20 protein-coding genes are annotated in these 19,595 nt (G+C 40.2%); 14 read left to right on the top strand and 6 right to left on the bottom strand.

From position 1 onward, the window contains the following. Positions 1 to 199: 199 nt before the first annotated feature. From gldJ to E6C50_RS09425, 6 genes are all read left to right on the top strand, one after another. Entirely contained in the window at positions 200 to 1,876 is a 1,677-nt protein-coding gene (gene gldJ, locus E6C50_RS09450; protein ID WP_136402991.1) for a gliding motility lipoprotein GldJ, read from the top strand. A gap of 71 nt (positions 1,877 to 1,947) precedes the next feature. Then, positions 1,948 to 3,231 (top strand): UDP-N-acetylmuramoyl-tripeptide--D-alanyl-D-alanine ligase, encoded by a 1,284-nt coding sequence (locus E6C50_RS09445; RefSeq protein WP_136402990.1) that lies wholly within the window; start codon positions 1,948 to 1,950, stop codon positions 3,229 to 3,231. 98 nt (positions 3,232 to 3,329) lie between these two features. Continuing rightward, the gene (locus tag E6C50_RS09440; protein WP_136402989.1) at positions 3,330 to 4,184 is read left to right on the top strand and encodes an alpha/beta fold hydrolase; all 855 of its coding nucleotides are present in this window, start codon (positions 3,330 to 3,332) and stop codon (positions 4,182 to 4,184) included. 2 nt (positions 4,185 to 4,186) lie between these two features. After that, complete coding sequence (locus E6C50_RS09435) at positions 4,187 to 4,693, top strand: RNA polymerase sigma factor (protein ID WP_230978990.1); 507 nt, start codon at positions 4,187 to 4,189, stop codon at positions 4,691 to 4,693. After that, positions 4,680 to 5,273 carry a hypothetical protein gene (locus tag E6C50_RS09430; protein WP_136402987.1) on the top strand — a complete coding sequence of 198 codons (594 nt, stop codon included), beginning with the start codon at positions 4,680 to 4,682 and terminating at the stop codon, positions 5,271 to 5,273. The genes E6C50_RS09435 and E6C50_RS09430 overlap by 14 nt, the downstream gene beginning before the upstream one ends. A 95-nt stretch (positions 5,274 to 5,368) precedes the next feature. Beyond that, a complete protein-coding gene (locus E6C50_RS09425) occupies positions 5,369 to 6,595 on the top strand; it encodes a serine hydrolase domain-containing protein (protein WP_136402986.1) in 1,227 nt (408 codons plus the stop codon). 20 nt (positions 6,596 to 6,615) lie between these two features. Here E6C50_RS09425 and E6C50_RS09420 read toward each other — a convergent pair whose 3' ends face one another. Then, positions 6,616 to 7,341, bottom strand: a complete 726-nt coding sequence (locus tag E6C50_RS09420) for a LytR/AlgR family response regulator transcription factor (protein ID WP_230978989.1) — start codon at positions 7,339 to 7,341, stop codon at positions 6,616 to 6,618. Beyond that, entirely contained in the window at positions 7,338 to 8,474 is a 1,137-nt protein-coding gene (locus E6C50_RS09415; protein WP_136402985.1) for a sensor histidine kinase, read from the bottom strand. Before E6C50_RS09415 ends, E6C50_RS09420 begins: the two co-directional genes overlap by 4 nt. Before the next feature lie 92 nt (positions 8,475 to 8,566). Here E6C50_RS09415 and E6C50_RS09410 point away from each other — a divergent pair, with 92 nt between their 5' ends. The 4 genes from E6C50_RS09410 (at position 8,567) to E6C50_RS09395 (ending at position 12,332) form a co-directional block, all read left to right on the top strand. Then, a complete protein-coding gene (locus E6C50_RS09410; protein ID WP_136402984.1) occupies positions 8,567 to 10,939 on the top strand; it encodes an outer membrane beta-barrel family protein in 2,373 nt (790 codons plus the stop codon). A gap of 157 nt (positions 10,940 to 11,096) precedes the next feature. Beyond that, positions 11,097 to 11,417 (top strand): ArsR/SmtB family transcription factor, encoded by a 321-nt coding sequence (locus tag E6C50_RS09405; RefSeq protein WP_136402983.1) that lies wholly within the window; start codon positions 11,097 to 11,099, stop codon positions 11,415 to 11,417. Next, the gene (locus E6C50_RS09400; protein WP_136402982.1) at positions 11,414 to 11,917 is read left to right on the top strand and encodes an SRPBCC family protein; all 504 of its coding nucleotides are present in this window, start codon (positions 11,414 to 11,416) and stop codon (positions 11,915 to 11,917) included. The genes E6C50_RS09405 and E6C50_RS09400 overlap by 4 nt, the downstream gene beginning before the upstream one ends. A 1-nt stretch (position 11,918) precedes the next feature. Beyond that, the gene (locus E6C50_RS09395; protein WP_136402981.1) at positions 11,919 to 12,332 is read left to right on the top strand and encodes an SRPBCC family protein; all 414 of its coding nucleotides are present in this window, start codon (positions 11,919 to 11,921) and stop codon (positions 12,330 to 12,332) included. A 57-nt stretch (positions 12,333 to 12,389) separates the two neighbouring features. On the opposite strand, the gene E6C50_RS09390 is transcribed toward E6C50_RS09395, so the two are convergent. From E6C50_RS09390 to E6C50_RS09380, 3 genes are all read right to left on the bottom strand, one after another. Next, positions 12,390 to 12,731: a zinc ribbon domain-containing protein YjdM gene (locus E6C50_RS09390; RefSeq protein WP_136402980.1), complete on the bottom strand. Its 342-nt coding sequence runs from the start codon at positions 12,729 to 12,731 to the stop codon at positions 12,390 to 12,392. Positions 12,732 to 13,035: 304 nt separating this feature from the next. Beyond that, positions 13,036 to 13,557: a GNAT family N-acetyltransferase gene (locus E6C50_RS09385; RefSeq protein WP_136402979.1), complete on the bottom strand. Its 522-nt coding sequence runs from the start codon at positions 13,555 to 13,557 to the stop codon at positions 13,036 to 13,038. Positions 13,558 to 13,575: 18 nt separating this feature from the next. Next, a complete protein-coding gene (locus E6C50_RS09380) occupies positions 13,576 to 14,025 on the bottom strand; it encodes a GNAT family N-acetyltransferase (protein WP_136402978.1) in 450 nt (149 codons plus the stop codon). A 70-nt stretch (positions 14,026 to 14,095) separates the two neighbouring features. Between E6C50_RS09380 and E6C50_RS09375 the strand changes: the two genes are divergently transcribed. Next, positions 14,096 to 15,574, top strand: coding sequence for an aminotransferase-like domain-containing protein (locus tag E6C50_RS09375; protein ID WP_136402977.1), 1,479 nt, complete (start codon positions 14,096 to 14,098; stop codon positions 15,572 to 15,574). Positions 15,575 to 15,620: 46 nt separating this feature from the next. Here E6C50_RS09375 and E6C50_RS09370 read toward each other — a convergent pair whose 3' ends face one another. Next, positions 15,621 to 16,775: a pepsin/retropepsin-like aspartic protease family protein gene (locus tag E6C50_RS09370; RefSeq protein WP_136402976.1), complete on the bottom strand. Its 1,155-nt coding sequence runs from the start codon at positions 16,773 to 16,775 to the stop codon at positions 15,621 to 15,623. 340 nt (positions 16,776 to 17,115) lie between these two features. On the opposite strand from E6C50_RS09370, the gene E6C50_RS09365 reads away from it, so the two are divergent. The 3 genes from E6C50_RS09365 to E6C50_RS09355 all read left to right on the top strand — a co-directional run bounded on the left by E6C50_RS09365 (position 17,116) and on the right by E6C50_RS09355 (position 19,561). Beyond that, entirely contained in the window at positions 17,116 to 17,973 is an 858-nt protein-coding gene (locus E6C50_RS09365; RefSeq protein ID WP_136402975.1) for a tetratricopeptide repeat protein, read from the top strand. A gap of 18 nt (positions 17,974 to 17,991) precedes the next feature. Beyond that, positions 17,992 to 18,645: a tetratricopeptide repeat protein gene (locus E6C50_RS09360; protein ID WP_136402974.1), complete on the top strand. Its 654-nt coding sequence runs from the start codon at positions 17,992 to 17,994 to the stop codon at positions 18,643 to 18,645. 97 nt (positions 18,646 to 18,742) lie between these two features. Then, positions 18,743 to 19,561: a WGR domain-containing protein gene (locus tag E6C50_RS09355; protein ID WP_136402973.1), complete on the top strand. Its 819-nt coding sequence runs from the start codon at positions 18,743 to 18,745 to the stop codon at positions 19,559 to 19,561. The last annotated feature ends 34 nt before the right edge of the window (positions 19,562 to 19,595 follow it).

The following is a 19,595-nucleotide window of genomic DNA, read 5'->3' as shown; positions in this document are numbered from 1 at the left end:
AAAAATATTTTTTGGAAAAACTAATTTCAAACTACATATAAATAAAAAGGTCGCTTACACAATATCTGAATACAACTGGCGTTCTTTATATTAGATTTAACAAAAAATTATAATTAGTTTTAATAAATCACAAAAAAATTGTTGCCGTTTAACGGTTAATGATTATATTGCGGCACTAAAATTATACCTAACTGAAAGTATGAAAATCAACAGAATTATGGCTTTACAATTGATGGCAGCATTATCGCTATCGATTGGTTTTACTAGTTGTAGTAAAAAATCGGGGTCAAAAGGAACTTCTGCAGCTACTGGTTGGAAAATCAACGATAAGAAAGGTGGTTTCCAATACAATGCGAAGTACAAAAAGCAAGAAACCCCTCCTGGAATGGTTGCCGTAGAAGGTGGAACATTCACTATGGGTAAAGTGCAAGATGACCCGATGCACGATTGGAACAACACTCCAAACCAACAACACGTACAGTCGTTTTACATGGATGAAACCGAGGTAACGAACTTTATGTATACGGAGTACCTATTCTGGTTAAAAACCATTTTCCCACCGACAGATGAAAACTACAAAAACATTTATGTTGGTGCTTTACCGGATACTTTGGTATGGAGAAATCGTTTAGGATATAACGAAACAATGACAAACAACTACCTTAGACACCCTGCTTATGCAAACTACCCTGTAGTTGGTGTAAACTGGATTCAGGCAGTTGAGTTTAGCAAATGGAGAACAGACCGTGTGAATGAGGCCATTCTGGAGCGCGAAGGATACCTGAAAAAAGACGCTAAAATTACGGAAGCAAAAGCAGAGAGCACTTTTAGTACGGAATCGTATTTAGCTTCCCCTACTTCAACTTATGGAGGAAACGAAGAGCTTGTTTACAAAGGACAACGAAATAAATTAGCCGCAAAAGAAGATGCCAAAAACGTTTACGCCCAAAGAACGACAGGTATCATCTTACCGGAATACCGATTACCAACTGAAGCAGAGTGGGAATATGCTGCTGTTGCATTAGGAGGAATCCGTGAGTACAACACGTACAAAGGGAAGAAAAAATACCCTTGGAGCGGACAATACACCCGTTCTGGAAAAAGACAATACAGAGGTGACCAGTTAGCGAACTTCAAACAAGGAAAAGGAGACTACGGAGGAATTGCCGGATGGTCTGATGATGGCGCTGACATCACTAACGAAGTTAAAAAATACCCGCCAAATGATTTCGGTTTATACGATATGGCTGGTAACGTAGCCGAGTGGGTTGCCGATGTTTACCGACCAATTGTAGATGATGAAGCGAATGACTTCAACTACTATAGAGGTAACATCTATATGAAAAACAAAATCGGTGAAGACGGTAAAGTAGAAATGGTTACTACTGAAAACATTGCGTATGACACGCTAAGTAACGGTAGAATCGTAGCACGTAACTTCCCGGGACAAATTGCTCAGGTGCCGATCGACGACAACGAAACGTATTTAAGACAAAACTTCTCGAAGAGTGATAACAGAAACTACAGAGATGGTGATAAACAATCGACTCGTTTCTACAACTTCGGAAATGAAGAAGAAGGAACTGACGAGAAAAAAGACGACAAAAACAGAATGTACGATTCACCGAAACACTCGGTAACAAAAGACAGTCTTGGTAACCTTGTTCGTAAATATGACCACTCTGATAAGAGAACAACTTTAGTAAACGACGACAGTAGAGTTTACAAAGGTGGATCCTGGAGAGACAGAGCTTACTGGTTAGATCCTGCATCAAGAAGATATTACCCGCAGGATATGGCTACAGACTATATCGGATTCCGATGTGCAATGTCTAAAGTAGGTCCTAAATCAGGTAAGAAAAAAGCCAGAGGATAATTAAATTTTCATACATACTTTAAAAGCCCTAAACTATTTTAGGGCTTTTATTTTTTTAGTACTTTCACCACATGAAAATAGAAGAACTTTACCAGTGTTTTTTACAGTGTTCCAGCATTTGTACCGACACCCGAAAAATAGAACCTAATTCGTTGTTTTTTGCCCTTAAAGGCGACAACTTCGACGCGAACACCTTTGCCGCCGAAGCGCTTACCAAAGGGGCCTTATTTGTTGTAATTGACGATAAAAAATACTTTACCGACGAAAACAAAATGCTTTTGGTTCCCGATAGCCTAAGAGCACTACAGGGATTGGCCAACTACCACCGTATCCAATTGGGCTTACCGATTATTGCGCTTACCGGCAGTAATGGTAAAACCACTACAAAAGAACTGATCAATGCAGTGTTATCACAGCAATATCAAACCAAAGCAACCGTTGGTAACCTAAACAACCATATCGGTGTTCCGCTTACGCTTTTATCGTTTAACGAAGACACCGACATCGGAATCGTTGAAATGGGTGCCAATCATCAGAAAGAAATCGAAATGCTATGCCGAATCGCCCAACCAGATTTCGGTTATATTACCAATTTCGGGAAAGCCCATCTGGAAGGTTTCGGTGGAACGGAAGGCGTAATCAAAGGAAAAAGCGAATTGTATCAGTATTTGGAACAAAACGAAAAAACCGCTTTTGTCAATCTGGATGATCCGATTCAGGACGAAAAAACAAAAAATATTACCCGTTATACCTTTTCACAAAAAGGAAATAGTAATGTTGTGATTCAATCCGTTTCGGCTAATCCGATGGTAAAAATCGGCGTGGAAAACATTACAATACAATCGCATCTAATCGGGATTTACAATGCCAACAACATCAATGCAGCTATCAGTATTGGAAACTATTTTAATGTTCCTACTGAAGCCATCAAAACGGCCATCGAAAATTATATCCCGAGCAATAACCGCTCGCAGCTAATCGAGAAAAACGGAAACCATATCATTCTGGATGCCTATAATGCCAATCCGAGTAGTATGACCGCAGCATTGGAAAACTTTGCGCAACTCGAAGACGGCTCGAAAATTGCCATTTTGGGCGATATGTTTGAATTGGGAACGGAAAGCCTGAAAGAACATCAGAACATCGTTTCATTGGTGAGTCATACGCCGGAAATCAAAACCTATTTTATCGGTAAGGATTTCTTTGCGTCAAAAATTGATCAGCCACATTTGCATTTCTTTTCAAGTTTTGACGATTTTACCCATTCATTTCAAAACGAGATTCCAAAAGCCCATACGATCCTGATAAAAGGTTCTCGTGGAATGGCGCTCGAACGAACACTGGAACTCTTATAAAACAGTCGCTGCATTTTTTGCAGCGATTTTTTTTTATCTCTTTTTGTAACAATCGTATCACAACTGCATCAAAAGAAAACAAATCTTAAAACGCAGTTATGATGAAAAATGCAATTCTTACTTTATTCCTACTTTTCAACCTTTCATTTGGCTTTGCGCAACAACAGGCTTTCGACGTAAAAGTGATTGGCAAAGGACAACCGATACTTCTTATTCCGGGTTATTCCTGCAGTGGCGCTGTTTGGAACGAAACCGCTGATCATTTAAAGAACAACTATCAATTGCATATCCTGACGCTCGCTGGTTTTGCCGGTGTAAAACCGATTCAGGATCCGGTATTACAAACCGTACACGATCAACTGATTCAATATATCAAAACCAACAAACTAAAAAAACCAATGCTGATCGGTCATAGTCTGGGTGCTTTTATGGCACTATGGGTAAGCAGTTCGCAACCGGATCTTTTTGGCAAAATCGTTTGCGTAGACGGTGTTCCGTTTATCTCGGCGCTGACCAAACCGGAAACAACGGTAGCCTCTTTAAAAGATGATCCGCGTTTTAACAAAGAAGCGGTGATCAATAATTTCAAATCCATTCCAAACGACAACTATGTTGCCAATATGACTCAAATGATGCTGTATCAGGTTCGCGATACGGCAAGAGCCAAACAGATCGCCGAATGGAGCTTTGCCAGCGATCGTACAACATTGGGATCTACCATTGTGGAAATGTCGTTAACCGACCTTCGCACGGATATTGCAAAAATCAAAAGTCCGGTATTGATTTTAACCAGTATCTTTAACACAAAAGAAAACAGCGAAAAAATCTATAACGAGCAATATGCCGCTTTAAAAAACAAAACGATTAAGGTCGCCGACAGTAAGCATTTTATAATGTACGACGCTCCGGAATGGTTTTACAGCGCAATAGACAACTTTCTAAATCAAAAATAAGCGTGTCGACAGAACAACAGCAAGACAGTCAATTCCGGGAATTATATGCGACCTACTCGGCCAAAATACACCGGATCTGTTTGGGATATACCGGAAACCATATGGAAGCCGACGATTTGCTTCAGGAAGTGTTTATCCGGATCTGGCAAAATCAGAACAAATTCCGGGGTGAATCGCAAATCAGCACCTGGATCTATCGGATTGCAGTAAACACCTGCCTCTACCATATCCGTTCGCAAAAAAACAAACAAACCGACGAGCTCCAACCCGAACTGGCAACAATCGACCACGACGACAACAATGAAAAAGAACAGCAAATCCAGTTGCTCTACAAATGCATCAGCGAGCTTAACGAATCCGACCGTTTGATCATTACAATGTTACTGGAAGATGTTCCCTATAGCGAAATTGCCGCGGCAACCGGAATTACGGAAGGTAATTTACGCGTAAAAATACACCGGATAAAACAACAATTAAACACCATTTACAGTAAATATGAAAGCGTTTGACAATCTAAAAGAAATCTGGCAACAACAAAGTACCGGTGCGCTACCTGATGTTACTGTTATCATCAATAAAGCGAAAAAAGAGCAACAATCCATGACCCGAAAAATAGGCATTCAGGTTATTATTTTAATGCTTACCGTTATATTTCTGGCCTGGCTGGTAAGTTCATTCCCTTTTAAAATGGCGACAACCTTTATGGGTATCGGACTAATGTTTGCTTCGATATTCGGATATTCTGCTTTGCGATTACTCATGGTTCGGAAACTTCAAAAGACCGATCTCACAGCATCACCTCAAATCGCTTTACAACAGATCAGAGAATTCTATAATTTTCAACAAAAAGTAAATACGATGTACACCCTTATCTATTATATTGTCATGAATATTGCCTTTGGGCTTTATGCAATCGAAGTCGCAGATCCCCTATCCATAGCCTCCAAAATCATTTTCCTGACTTTATATGTTGCCTGGATGCTTATCGCCTATTTTATAATTGGCAAAAGACAAATCCGGAAAGAACATGCCAAAACCGAAAGCATTATTACCGCATTAAAGGAAATCGAAGCAAATTACGAAAAATAATTATCTCACTCTTCATATTTCACACCTGACAGGTTTTAAAAACCTGTCAGGTGTATATTATTTTGTAACTTCGTAAAAACCTGACATTCGACCTTTTGAAAAAAACAATCCTTCTGGCGACAATTATCCTGTTTGCAGTTTGCTGTTCGGCACCAAAAAAAAACACGGTGACCGTTATGCATAAATCCGCAACCGATTCCCTTACCAATCGGCTACAGCAACTTTACGACAAAGGGTATTTTAACGGATTTGGTGTTGCCATTGTAGATGAACAGGGAGTACGCTATAAAAACGGGTTTGGCTATGCCGAACGGGAAACGAGCAAAGCCTATACTGTACAAACCATTCAAAGCGTTGCTTCCGTATCCAAAACACTCGTGGGAATAGCACTGCTAAAAGCGCAGGAACTTGGTAAACTCCGATTGGACGATCAGGTTAACCGGTACCTTCCTTTTGAAGTACTTAACCCCTATTATTTAGATACTCCTATTACTATCCGGCAATTGGCTACCCATACCTCTACAATACTGGACAACAAAAATTATCTAAGTAAGAATTATTATCTAAAACCCGATCAGAATCTAAACGGTTTGCCTTTAGTATTTGATGACACCCAAATATTAAATCCGGCAGAATCGGCCGTAGGATTGGATATTTTCACAAGAGATAGGCTGGCTTTTCATGGAAAATGGTATATGGCAGATACATTTTTAAACAAAGCACCGGGCACGCAATATGAATACTCCAATACCGGAACAACATTGGCCGCGTATATTATCGAACGCGCCAGCGGGGAGCCTTTTGATGTTTTTACCCAAAAACACATTCTTACTCCCTTGCAACTCAAAGACTCCGGTTGGAAATTTGATGCTACAGATTTATCACGCCTGTCGCGTTATTATCAGGACCCGAAAACTCTACTTCCTTATTACAGCATGAGTTCGTATCCGGATGGTGGTTTTATGACCACAATCAACGATTTGAGTAAGTATTTACAGGAACTGATCCGCGGTTATAACGGTAAAGGCACAATCCTATCCAAAGAAAGTTATCGTGAGTTTTTTAAACCACAGTTATCGGCCGAACACTTTACCGAGCGAAACACTCAGAATCCGTATAGCGAATCGTATAATACCGGGATTTTTATAGGTTTTGGTTATAGCGGTTATATTGGTCATACCGGAGGTGATCCCGGCGTTATGGCCATGCTTTTTTTTGATCCGAAAACCAGTACCGGACGTATTATGATGTTTAATACCAACTTTTCAACTCCGGAAGGTAATCAGGTGTTTTATCAGATATGGGATGCTTTGGGACACTAATCTACTACACCAGCAACAAATCAAAGTAGGAACTGTTGCACTCTTTTAAAAAAATCCGATTTATAAGTATCGCCCAGTGGCAAGCTTTTATTCAGAACCCAGACTTCGTTCGTATCGGTTTTTTCTATTTTTCCCAGTGCCACGACATAGGATTTATGTATTTTCACAAACCGGTCTTCCGGCAAATGCTCTTCAAAATGTTTTAAGGTATTATAGGTAATCACCTGCTCCTCACCGGTATGAATTACCACATAATTCTTAATACTCTCGATATAATAAATCGCATTTATAAGAACCCTTTTATACCGGTTTTTGCCATCCGTTTTGATAAAAAAGTAATCCTCCTGTACCGTTTCGGCAACGGGTTTTGGCTTTGATGAATCTGAAATTTTCCGCACTTTTTCGACAGCACTAATAAACCGGTTAAATGCCACCGGTTTTAGCAGATAATCGACAGCATCCTGCTCGAAACCTTCCACGGCAAATTGCGGATAAGCGGTTGTAAACACCACCTTAACCTTTCCTTTTATAAGGGCTGAGAGTTGTAAACCCGTAAGATCCGGCATCTGAATATCCAGAAAAACAATATCGGGCAACTGTTGTTCGATTAGATGTAAGGCTTCGACGGCACGGGTTGCGGTTCCGATGCATTCCAATCCGGGTAATTGTTCCACATATTTTTGCAGCAGTCGTATTGCCGGTGGTTCGTCATCTACAATTATACAGGTTATAGGTTGTTGCATCATAACAATGGGATATTTAAAACGACGGTATAGGTATTTTCCGTTTGATCCACGAGTAAACTATGATTATCCGGAAACAAAATTGCAAGTCGTTGTACGATATTTTTCTGTCCGACACCGCTAATATCATAATGCTGACTCTTGCGATAGCTATTCGACGCACGCAAAACCAGTCGGTCGGTTTGTATTGTAAAATCAAACACAATCGGATGGTTTGGATCATCCAAAATTCCGTGTTTAAAGGCATTTTCCACAAAATGAATCAGTAGCAACGACGGAATTCGATATTCTTTCAGCTCATGTGGATAGTGATATTCCACTGGAATTGTTCCGTCAAAACGCCGTTGGAAAAGCGCAATATAATGCTGCAAAAACGTCACCTCATCGCGAAGCAATACCCTGTCGTTTTCATTTTCATACGTCACATAACGCAACATCTCAGACAATTTCATAATATCCTCGGCCACTTTAGGCTGCGTATCATACAAATCCGAATAAAAGCTGTTGAGCGTATTAAATAAAAAATGTGGGCTCAACTGATTTTTAAGCACTTGCAACTCGGCCTGCTTTTTTTCCAACTGCAGGCGGTTCATCTTCTCATTGGTTGTCCATAGGTATTTCAGGAAATAACCAACAATACTAAGCAACAAGGTACGTATCACATAATATGAATTATCATATACATAATAAGCCACCGTAAGTGCTTCCATCACATAATTATGATTCCCGGTAATCCGGTAAATGATCACTTCTTCGATTATAAAACGTAGCGTCGGAAACAAAAAAAATAACCCCAACTGACATAGGGCAAAAAGCTTCCATTTCTTATAGGGAATTGTTTTCGGACACACCCAAAGATAATTCAGATAAAAAATCACCATTTGCAGCAACGTAAATCCGGTTCCCTGAAGTGCTTTCCAAAAAAAAGCGTTATTGCGATCCTTCATGATATCTTCCAGCAAATGATCCAGAAGCATCACCACGACCCAAAAGACAATATGATACTGTATTTCTCTTTTTTTAGACATACCGCTAAAGTATGTTTTTTCCGGATAGCCCGAAAACGGTATCCGACAAAACCCGGAAAATCCGATACGAACTCCCCGTTTTACACAACCAAATTTTTCATATGCCATAATCGTCCGTTTATAAGACAATCGTGATGCTTTATCCTTTTTAGAAAAATGACTGTTTAAAGCGGTGTACTCTTGTATTATAAAATCAGCCTATGAAATCATTTCACTATTTAGCAGTCTTTTTACTTATTCCCTTTGTACTAACAGCACAAAAAGTCACCGGAAATGCCTCCGATTCCAAGGGCGAATCCCTTCCCTATGCTTCTATATTCGTAACGGATACCTTACAAAAAAACATAGTATCGGCACATACCGACGAGCAGGGAAACTTTAGCCTTGCTATCTCCGAAACATTTCACAGCGGCACACTCACTATCCGTTATATGGGTTACGCCGACTATAGTCAAAAAATAGCGGCCCGCGATTTCCCGCTTCACTTAAAAGCAATCCTGCAACCGGCGACCAATACAACCTTAAACGAAGTGATCGTTAAGGCAAAACAAAATGCCATTACCATGAAAGGAGACAAAATGATTTTCAACATCGATATGGCAGGCGTCGGACTGGGCAATAACGGTCTTGAAACCTTACGTCAGGTTCCCGGTATTCAACTGGATAAAGACGAAAATCTGCTTTTCCGCGGTAATGGTGACATTCAGATTATGATCAATGGAAAGAAAAGTTCCTTACAGGGCGAAGCGCTCCGCGAATATATCCGATCGTTAAAAGGTGATGACATTGCTTCGATAGAAATTATTGCACAACCGTCGGCGCGTTATGATGCATCGGGAACCGCAGGCATCATCAATATTATTTTAAAACAGAAAAAAGAAAAGCATCTAAGTGGAAATGCTTACGCCTGGGCCTCTTACGGTGAATATTTCAAACACCAATATGGTAGCCGTATGTATTACAGCGATTCGCTATGGAACATCAATGGAAATATGTCCTATTACAAAGGTAACTCCGTAAACCACCGCCATATCCGACAGGACATCACCGTTCCTGAAGGCAACCGTGTTATTGATCAATACAACAAATGGCGACCGGAAACGGTTTCCAAAAGCCTTAACCTCGCTGTGGAACGTAAACTTAGTGAAAAGCAACTAATCAGTACAGATTGGTACTATTTCCGATCCGATGCCGATGAAAATACTTATGGTACTACCTACGAATTTCTGAATGGTTCTCCTGTGACTACCGTAAATCTAAGCAAGCACGAACAAAAACCCTCCGAACGGTTAACCGGAAATATCTTTTACAGTTTTGCAACCGACAGTACGACGACCAAACTAGACGTGCAGGCGAATTTGGCGCGCTATACCACATCTTCATCCGGTTTTCAGCGGAATGATTATACCGACAATTCCTATATGCAACTCAACGGTACCAACACAACCAAGTATACAATTGTTACCACTCAGACCGATCTTCGTCAGCGTCTGACGCAAAAACTATATCTGGAAAGCGGACTTAAATATTCGTATATCCATATGGATTACTATAATGGTTACGATGCCTACAACAGCGGTTTATCCATCATACCTGACAGTCTTTTGATCAATAATTTCATTTATAAAGAACACCTAACGTCCGCCTATGCGCAAGTAGACCTTAGTTTGGGCAAATGGAATCTTATGGCCGGACTTCGCACCGAATATTTCCAATATGAAGCCAGCTCACCCATCAATCATCAATCCTATTCGAACCGTTACACCAACCTCTTCCCTTCCTTTTCCATCAATTATAAAAAAGAGAACAACCAATACCAATTGAGCTATAGCCGCCGTATTGGTCGACCGGGCTATTTATCGTTAAATCCGTATTATTTATATCTGGATGCCTATACACTTCAAAAAGGAAATCCAGCCTTAAAACCGGAGTATTACCATAGTCTTCAGTTGAGTTATATTTATAAAAGTGCTTTAAATCTAAGCCTCTATGGTTATTTATACAACAATGGTTTTACCGATGTGATCGCCTATCAACCGGAAGAGAACTACAACATCAACTACAAAGCCAATGCGGCAACCGGGAAGAAAATCGGATTTTCGGCCACCTATCCGTATCAGGTAGCACCGTGGTGGACGATGCAATTCAATTTTGAAGGCACTTACAGTAGTGAATCCTCGGAAATTCCCGGATTTTTATATCAGGGTAACGGTTTTCGTCACGAGATCAATTTATATGAAAACTTCACTTTTAAAGATTGGACACTCAACATAAATGGATTTTATGCTGGGCGTTCGACCTCACCAAACGGATATTCGAAAGCCATTGGCGACTTTAGCATATCAGCTAAAAAGAACCTGTTCAACAAAACGCTACAGTTATCCGGCGGTTGCACTAATATTCTGAAAAAAAGTTTCTATCATCATGTCACGCAAATTCAAAATGTGTCCACTGATTGGACAAACCGATGGGAAACCCGACGCTTTTATGTGCAGGCAACGTATTATTTTGGCGGTGGAAAATCCAAATCGGTCAAAGCTGCTTCCCTCAATGAAGAAACCAACCGGATGTAGGAGAGCCTTCTGTTTTCAGAGTAAATCCCTAATAACCAGCCCAAAAATCCGGCTGGTTTTTTTATGACTTTCAAAATTTTATCAAAAAATATTTGCGCAACCGAATAGTTTCACATATATTTGCAACTGATTGGTTTTACATAAAATAGAAAAGACTATGCGACGCGATATATTTCAAGCCATTGCCGACCCAACCCGAAGAGCCATACTCACATTGATTGCCGTACAGGCAATGACCCCCAATGCGATAGCCGAACATTTTAACACGACGCGGCAGGCTGTTTCCAAACACCTGAAAATACTAACCGAATGTCAATTGTTAAAACAGGAACATCAGGGACGGGAAATTTATTACCAGCTTGAAATCGACAAGATGAAAGAAATTGATCAATGGCTGGAACAATTCCGCACGATATGGGAAAGCCGTTTCGAACAACTCGACAACCTATTAGACCACCTTAAAAACCAACAAAAATGAAACACAACCTGCAATTCGATTTCCTTGCTGATAAGGAAAAAAACACCTTGACAATCAGACGGGAATTTTTAGCTAATCGTCAATTGGTTTGGGACTGTTATACCAAAAGTGAACTATTGGACCAATGGTTTGCCCCAAAACCACTAACCACCAAAACCAAAGCCATGGATTTTAGCGAAGGAGGCCACTGGCACTATGCCATGATCGAGCCCAACGGTACCGAATACTGGAACTGGATGGCCTACCAGAAAATCAAACCAATCGATTATTATACTGCCTGGGATGCTTTTGCGAACGAAGCCGGCGACCTTAATAAAGACCTTCCCAGTTCCGACTGGCTGGTTAACTTTACCGACAAAGGCAACAATACGCTGGTGGAAACCATTGTAACCTATAAATCCCTATCCGATCTGGAAACCGTAATCCAAATGGGTATGGAACCGGGTATGATCGCGACGCTTGAAAAACTAGACGAATTACTACTCACTTTAAACCGATAAAATGGCCTCAAAAATCACTATTAACGCTACTATTTTAGCCGATAAAAACAAAGTGTGGAACTACTATACCCAACCGGAACATATTACACAATGGAACTTTGCCGATCCATCCTGGCATTGTCCGAAAGCATCAAACGACATGCAGATTGGCGGTACCTATAGTGCCCGAATGGAAGCCAAAGATGGAAGCTTCGGGTTTGAATTTGAAGCGACTTATGACGAAATCAGCGATGGCGAACACTTTAGCTATACCATGCCAGACGGCCGACAAGTAACCGTTACATTCCATGAAAATGATATCGCTACCGATCTTGTGATCGCTTTCGATCCGGAAAATCAAAATCCAATTGAAATGCAACAAAACGGATGGCAGGCCATTTTAAACAACTTTAAAAAATATGCCGAAAGTCATTAAATAAAAAAGGGACTGTCTCAAAAGTGAGTCAGTCCCTTTATATTATGAATTTGATGATTATGCTTTTCGAACAAATTCCGACTTTAATGCCATTGCGCCAAATCCATCGATTTTGCAATCGATATTATGATCACCATCGGTAAGACGGATATTTTTCACTTTAGTTCCCGCCTTGATTGGTCCTTTGGCTCCTTTAACCGGAAGGTCTTTAATTACAATAACCGCATCACCATCCTGTAAAATATTCCCATTTGAATCTTTTATTACCAGCACATCCTGTGCCCCAACTTCCGCTGGATTCCATTCGTGTGTACATTCCGGGCAGGCATAGGCCAAATCGTTTAAATAATACCCATAAGGTGATCCGCATTGCGGACATGTTTTCATTTCGTCAGACATAATCGTTTCGTTACTTATTAAAAATCTGTATTGCCATTATTTGCAATAATAGCAATTACACTATGTATTTATTGTTTATCTTCTAAAAAACACTTTCCGGTTTAACAACTTTAGTGTGTATTCCGCAAAATTAGCATTTTACCACAAACTACATAGTAATTTTCCCGATATCTTCCGGAATTGATAAACAAAAACAGATTTTACAAATTTGAATGTAATGAATGACGAAGAAAAACGGGTTAAAAAATGACCCCCGCACGAGTCAGGGTTATAAAACAGTCCTTATAATGGATAAGAACAGCTCTTACTCCAAAACCTTTTTCATCATGATATCGGTTTGTTCCTCATTACCCAATCTGAAAATATGGGTATCAAAAGCCACGAATCCGTTTTTGGTATAAAACCGGATTGCCCGGTGGTTTTCTTCCCATACGGCTAGCCAAACATATTTTTTGTGTTCTTTCTGAGCCATTTCCAATGCTTTTTCATACAGCAACTGTCCGACTTTTTGTCCGTGGTAACTGTTTTTTACATAAATACGTTCGATCTCAAGAGCCGTATCGTCCTGTAATTCGGTTTGTGCTTTTCCGGAATTTAACTTTAGATAACCGACAGCCATTGTCCCATCCCAAGCCATAAAAAACTGTGAATCCGGATTGTTTAATTCGGCCGTTAACCTCGGAATATTAAAACTATTTTCGAGATACTGCTCCATGTTTTCTGTGGAATTATTTTCCGAAAACGTTTCAAAAAACGTCTCTTTTGCCAAGGCTTGCCATACTTCCATATCCTGAAGCGTAATTTCCCGAATGATTATCTTTTCCATAGTATTTGCTTTTAGTGTTTATATCGGTAATGTAAACCGTACTTTTTCTTTCCCGATTCCGCCGATACGTTTGTAAAAACGGATGGCTTTTTCATTAAAATCAGGCGTTTGCCATTGCATGTTGATACAATTTTGGGTTTGTCCGATTTCGATTACTTTTTCCATCAAAGCTTGACCGATTCCAAAATTACGATACGCGGCTTCCAGATACAAACAATCCAGATAAATAAACTTTTGCGCCTCCCAGGTGGAAAAATCAAATGTATAGGTCGCATAACCGATCACTTCACCAGCCACTTCCGCTACAATACCGTATAACTTTTGGTTATCCGAAAAAAGAGCGTCGTTTAGTTTTTCCTTTTTACCACGAGCCTCATACGTCGCCCGTTCGTAATCGGCATGTTTCGCGCATAAGACAACCAAGGTATCGAGATCGGCAGCTTTGCATTCCCGTATTGTATAATCCATCGCAATTATTCTTTTGTGATGACAAAACTAAACCGTTACTGGATTATCTTTATCATCCAATACTATTATTATGGATAGTCCAATACTGCATTCTTTATTCGAAAACACAACTCTTGATCATTCAATAGCACGTCCGGTATATTTACAACTGGCTGATATCCTACTCGATTGTATCAAAACCGATAAACTCCGTTCGGGTCAGAAACTACCTTCTACAAGAGATCTTGCCGGACTATTGCAGATTAACCGGATCACCGTGGGTAAGGCGTATGAAGAACTGCAAATGCAAGGATGGCTGGAAAGCTTTGTTGGTCGGGGAACGTTTATTTCGGCACATCTTGTAGATCATGAACCGGAAACACTAACCAGCAGTCGGCATAATCCGGCTATAAAAAAAGCGGGGTTTCGTATTCCCTTTCAAAACTATCCGGATAAAGCTACCGATATTTTTATTCCGGAACTTCATCTCGACGATGGTTATCCCGATCCGAGTCTGGCGCCTTTAAAAGAACTATACCGCGCCTATCGTAACCAACTTACGCGAGGCGGACTTTACCATCGGTTTGGCAGTTATAACGACCCAGCCGGCCCGCAATATTACCGGGAAACCTTATCGGATTACCTCAACACAACACGTGGTTTAAAAACAACCGCTCAGAATATTCTTTCTGTTCGGGGCACTTTAATGGGCATCAATCTGGTTTGTACTGCTCTGATTCGCCCCGGCGATGTGGTGGTTTCCGGAATTCCCGGTTGGAAAAGAGCCGATCATAATTTTCTTCATGCCGGCGCGCGGCATATCGGCATTCCGGTTGACGAACACGGTATCGTTGTAGAGACATTAAAAGAAATATGTCGGACACAAAAAGTGCGAATGGTTTATGTAACACCACACCATCATTATCCAACAACCGTTTCTCTACGTATTGACCGGCGTTTGGAGTTATTACGACTGGCCAATGAATACGGTTTTATCATTTTTGAAGACGATTACGATTTTGACTTTCATTACAAACACCGCCCACTATTACCTTTAGCCAGTGCCGATGAAAACGGAATGGTTATTTATTGTGGTTCTTTTAGCAAAAGTTTTTCGCCAGCCTTTCGAATGGGTTATCTGGTAGGTGCGGAAAACGTGATCGAACATTTGGCACAGGTGCGTATTTTACTGGACCGGCAAGGCGATCATATGCTCGACAATGCGATGGCTACTATTTTACAGGACGGAACACTACAGCGGTATACGCGAAAAGCGATTGCTATTTATGAAGAACGACGGGATTTATTTTGTGGTTTACTTACGGATCAATTATCCGATGCTGTAACATTTACTGTTCCGGAAGGCGGCATGACGGTTTGGACAACTTTTGCCGATTCCATCAATCTGGAATCTTTGGCTCAAAAAGCACTTCGAAAAGGTTTACTAATCTCCGATGGAAAAACACATCAATATCCGGATTACAGCAGCAATTCGATCCGATTGGGTTTTGCTTCGGCATCGAAAGACGAATTGACCCGAAGTGTTGCTATCCTAAAAAAAACACTGTAAAAACAAAAAACGACACCTATACGGGTCGTTTTTTATAATCCAATTCTCAGGGTGCTTTCTCAATATAGTCAGCCTCATACAACTGATTCGGCAGTAAATAAACTACATTTTCCTGAAAGTCAAAAAAGGTGTTAAATCGCTTTAAAACATCACTCCCTAAAATATGAACATTGGCACCGCGTACCGGTTTGTTGGTTGTTAAAATCTGAGCGGGAACATTTTTCAATTCGTTTTTTCCCAGCTTCAGGCTTTCCAGTTTGGAAGTTACCACCGGAATCTTATTTTTCATTATACCAAGAAGTGTATCGGTTCGGATTACTGCCATTTCAGCAACCGGGAATTTCGACTTGTTTAAAAGATCATTGTCCAGGACAGCCGTTTTCTGATATCCGGTATCAAACATAAACCAGTCTTTTACGGTCGTCTTGCCTTGTGTTATCTGGCCTTCGATATAAAATACCTGATTAAAATATTTCATTTTAAACTTGTCAACCGCTTTGTTTTGTTTTACGGCTTTTGGCAATTTTGAATGCACCACCATGATATTTTTATCATAATTGAGCTCTACAATATAACCGTCGAAATTATCCCAGCCTAAAAGACCGTCGACACCATGGCCTGCCAATTGAATATCGTAAACCTTCGATTGGTACGTTCTGCGTCCAACTTTAATGTCATGCAGTGTATTATACAGGTCCAGTTTACTTTTCACCTTGTTTTTTAAAGCCTCTTCAATCAGCACCACTTCGGTAGCGCCCGAATCGAAATTCAGATTTAACGTATCGGTTTGGTTTAACATCACTTTGATCGAATTGGTATTGTACTTGTTGATCACAAACGGAATCGTATCGTGAACTTCCGGTTGTACACGTCTAAAATTTTTCACCTCAGGACTTTGAATTCGGGTATAACAGGAATCCTTTCCATTGAGCAAAACAATAAAATCTTTTTGTTGCCCGGGTTTTAATTTAAAACTAATGGAATCGATATCCGTTTTAAATTTTACCATAACCGGTTTTACCAACTTATTGGTTGTAAAAACATCGATTTTAATTTCCGGACTTAAATTCCATTTCTTTAGAGGTTGCCCCACTTCCTGAATTGTTGCTGTTTTGGCATTCGCTTTGATCACCGGTAATCGGTTTTGTGAAAAGCCATAAGCCGAAAGCAACAGAAGAAACGTAAGATAGTAATGCTTCATTTGATTTTAACTGCGTTTAATGATTGAATGATTTCGCACAAATATAGAGTAAGTCACAAATGAGAGAGATATTTTAATCTCTTTTAACACATTCGGTTTTAGAACAAAACAACCCGGATATACCCAAGATGTGTTGGATGATCCAACACCGAAATGCAGATCTCCACAAACGACTCATCCAACCTAAGAAATAGCGGAATCTTTTCTTTATATAAAATTTTTATGATTTTTTTTGTAAATATTTGGCTATATAAATAATCCGTCTATTTTTGCAAGACTCATCATTCCAACCTGATGGCGTTAAAAACCATCTCATTAACCACTATAAATTAAATTAACTATGAATTATTTTTACATTGGAGGAGGAGCGATTGCACTCCTGATTATTTATTCGTTGTTCACCTCAAAAAAGAATCTGAAAAAAGCACCTGAAAAACTGATCGATGCAAAGAAAAAATTTGACGACGGCGAAATCAATGCGTCCTTAAGAGCTTTGGGAGAAGCCTTTGTAATCCCCTATGACAACCACATAAAACCCGAGCAGAAAGTCCACCTTATCGCGGTATTGGATCTGTTGAGAAAGGTATTTGCCGAGATGAATATTTCGGGTAGCAAACTTATCGATCCGCTTTATGACAAGCTTAGCAATTCTGTTAATGCCAATGTGGTTCTCAACGAAGGTAACTACAAACCACTACAAAATTTCTTTGATCAAACCAATACTGATGAAAAACTGGTTAACTATCTGAAAAATTCTGTTTTTAACGGTGAGATTTCCATATCGGATGCTACTACTTCAGACAGTTCGTCATTTCCGGAAACCAGCAGCAGAACAATACCTTTTATCAATACGGCCGGGAAGCTGATCATGAGTCGCAAATATCAGGACGCAATTGATGTGTATCGGAACGCACTCAACGAAGAATGGGACGATACTGACAAAGCGTTTCTAAATGATCAGTTGGCTTCCTGCTACCTTATGGATAAAGACCTGGCGAATGCCGAAACGCATTACAAAGAAAGTATTGCTATTAAATCGTATTTTCTTAACAACTGGAATTACGGCGATTTCCTGGTTTACCACAAACGTAAAGCCGATGCCGAAATACAGCTTCCAAAAATTGAAGCACTGATAGCGTCTCCGTCTGACAAAAAAGAATACAACAAATTGCTAAAAAATTTCGAAGCGTTAAAATAATAATCCAATCAAAAAAATATGGAACGTATTGCTCACGACGAATTAAAAGCGATAATCAGCAATGCTGCTTTTAGCAAATACACTTACGAACAAATATTCAGAGATACAAAATATTATTTCGAATCGATGAAATCAATGCCCTACTTTGGGGAAGAAACGCTCGGTATATATATTGACATCTACAAAGAGCTAGGCGAAAAAGACTACAGTCCTGCGTTGTACGAACTGGGACTGCTGTATTACAACGGCGAATCCTGGTTGTCTCCGGATTATACCGTATCGTTCGACTACCATCAAAAATCGGCTGCGTTAGGCAATGCCGATGCCATGTTTGAACTGTACGTCTATTACGCCACCGGCATCGGAACCGAAATCGATGCAGAAACGGCAACAAACTGGAACCTGAAAGCGGCCAATGCGGGCAGTGACAGAGCGTGCTATAATATGGGTACTTTTTATGCCACTGGAAACAACATGCCGCAGGATATGGAAAAAGCGATAGCCTGGTATGACAAAGCTTCGCAGCTTGGAAATGTACGGGCAACAGAAACCCTGGGTCTGATGTATCGCTATGGTGAAGGCGTACCGCAGGACGAGGCAAAAGCCGAAGCCTACGAAAAACTGGAAGACGAACAACGCGAGGCATTTTTACGTCAAATGGACGGAATGTAATTTTTCAGAAACAAATATACATTTGTTCCCGACGAATCTTCATTAACAAATTGTAGCGCAGGATATTTCTATACCTTAGCGCTACAAATAATTTAAAATGGCAACACTATATACAATTACGGTAAAAAATATTGAAGCAACCAAAGTAACAGCAGAAGTTCGCGTAGACCATCCCGATGCGGGAAGCGATATCGGTTCTAAAGACTTTGCTTTGCAAATACTACTTGAAACGGGACACATTGAAAGACCTTATTTCAATAAACTTCCGATTCCAATGGAAGAATGGAAAAAACTGGTAACCGAACATCCGCGAAAAGACGAATACGATGTTATGCATCAGTATAACGACGGTATGAAGCTCGACATCACACCGGAGGAAGGACAAAAAAGAAATGATCGTGAATATTCGCAAAAACACAACGAAGAACTGGCGTTGCAATATGGCAGAAAAGTTTCAGCCAGCGGAATGTCTAACGGTCAATATTATGTACAATTTGATAGCGAACCATTAAAGGTAATTGATGTTGCCAACAAGGTAATACTATCGAAACCTGTAAAGCGGAAGCTTGAAAAGGATCTGTACACCCTGGAGTTTGAAGTTGCCGATGCGGAATACCTGTATCACCTCAGAGAAAAAATGCGTTATGAGACCGCGGCATGGAACCTTTCCTCCTATTATAAATCGGAAATAAAAGTGGCAGAAGGCGAAGCAGTACTACTTCATTATAAAGATGCCAAAAGCGATAAGTTCTGGCAGATTATACAGAATGGCGCCACATTAAATATTACCTATGGAAAAACAGGAACCGCCGGTCAAAAAAATGTAAAAGAACTGGATTCCGTGCAAAAAGCCGAAAAGGATCGCGACAAGCTGATCAACGAAAAGCTGGGTAAAGGATATACAAGAACAAACTAATGCAACGTGTTAATTTTGGAACCGTAAAACGACA

Origin of the sequence: Flavobacterium supellecticarium (assembly GCF_004801375.1) — a bacterium.
Lineage (GTDB): Bacteria > Bacteroidota > Bacteroidia > Flavobacteriales > Flavobacteriaceae > Flavobacterium > Flavobacterium supellecticarium.
Note: the sequence above shows the minus strand (reverse complement) of the source record. Positions and strands in the feature narration are given on the sequence as shown.

Bases quoted from the DNA above. Each gene is read 5' to 3' on its own strand.
- gldJ (WP_136402991.1), top strand. From the start codon at position 200: ATGAAAATCAACAGAATTATGGCTTTACAATTGATGGCAGCATTATCG.
- E6C50_RS09445 (WP_136402990.1), top strand. From the start codon at position 1,948: ATGAAAATAGAAGAACTTTACCAGTGTTTTTTACAGTGTTCCAGCATT.
- E6C50_RS09440 (WP_136402989.1), top strand. From the start codon at position 3,330: ATGATGAAAAATGCAATTCTTACTTTATTCCTACTTTTCAACCTTTCA.
- E6C50_RS09430 (WP_136402987.1), top strand. From the start codon at position 4,680: ATGAAAGCGTTTGACAATCTAAAAGAAATCTGGCAACAACAAAGTACC.
- E6C50_RS09420 (WP_230978989.1), bottom strand. From the start codon at position 7,341: ATGATGCAACAACCTATAACCTGTATAATTGTAGATGACGAACCACCG.
- E6C50_RS09415 (WP_136402985.1), bottom strand. From the start codon at position 8,474: ATGGCATATGAAAAATTTGGTTGTGTAAAACGGGGAGTTCGTATCGGA.
- E6C50_RS09410 (WP_136402984.1), top strand. From the start codon at position 8,567: ATGAAATCATTTCACTATTTAGCAGTCTTTTTACTTATTCCCTTTGTA.
- E6C50_RS09405 (WP_136402983.1), top strand. From the start codon at position 11,097: ATGCGACGCGATATATTTCAAGCCATTGCCGACCCAACCCGAAGAGCC.
- E6C50_RS09400 (WP_136402982.1), top strand. From the start codon at position 11,414: ATGAAACACAACCTGCAATTCGATTTCCTTGCTGATAAGGAAAAAAAC.
- E6C50_RS09395 (WP_136402981.1), top strand. From the start codon at position 11,919: ATGGCCTCAAAAATCACTATTAACGCTACTATTTTAGCCGATAAAAAC.
- E6C50_RS09390 (WP_136402980.1), bottom strand. From the start codon at position 12,731: ATGTCTGACGAAATGAAAACATGTCCGCAATGCGGATCACCTTATGGG.
- E6C50_RS09385 (WP_136402979.1), bottom strand. From the start codon at position 13,557: ATGGAAAAGATAATCATTCGGGAAATTACGCTTCAGGATATGGAAGTA.
- E6C50_RS09380 (WP_136402978.1), bottom strand. From the start codon at position 14,025: ATGGATTATACAATACGGGAATGCAAAGCTGCCGATCTCGATACCTTG.
- E6C50_RS09375 (WP_136402977.1), top strand. From the start codon at position 14,096: ATGGATAGTCCAATACTGCATTCTTTATTCGAAAACACAACTCTTGAT.
- E6C50_RS09370 (WP_136402976.1), bottom strand. From the start codon at position 16,775: ATGAAGCATTACTATCTTACGTTTCTTCTGTTGCTTTCGGCTTATGGC.
- E6C50_RS09365 (WP_136402975.1), top strand. From the start codon at position 17,116: ATGAATTATTTTTACATTGGAGGAGGAGCGATTGCACTCCTGATTATT.
- E6C50_RS09360 (WP_136402974.1), top strand. From the start codon at position 17,992: ATGGAACGTATTGCTCACGACGAATTAAAAGCGATAATCAGCAATGCT.
- E6C50_RS09355 (WP_136402973.1), top strand. From the start codon at position 18,743: ATGGCAACACTATATACAATTACGGTAAAAAATATTGAAGCAACCAAA.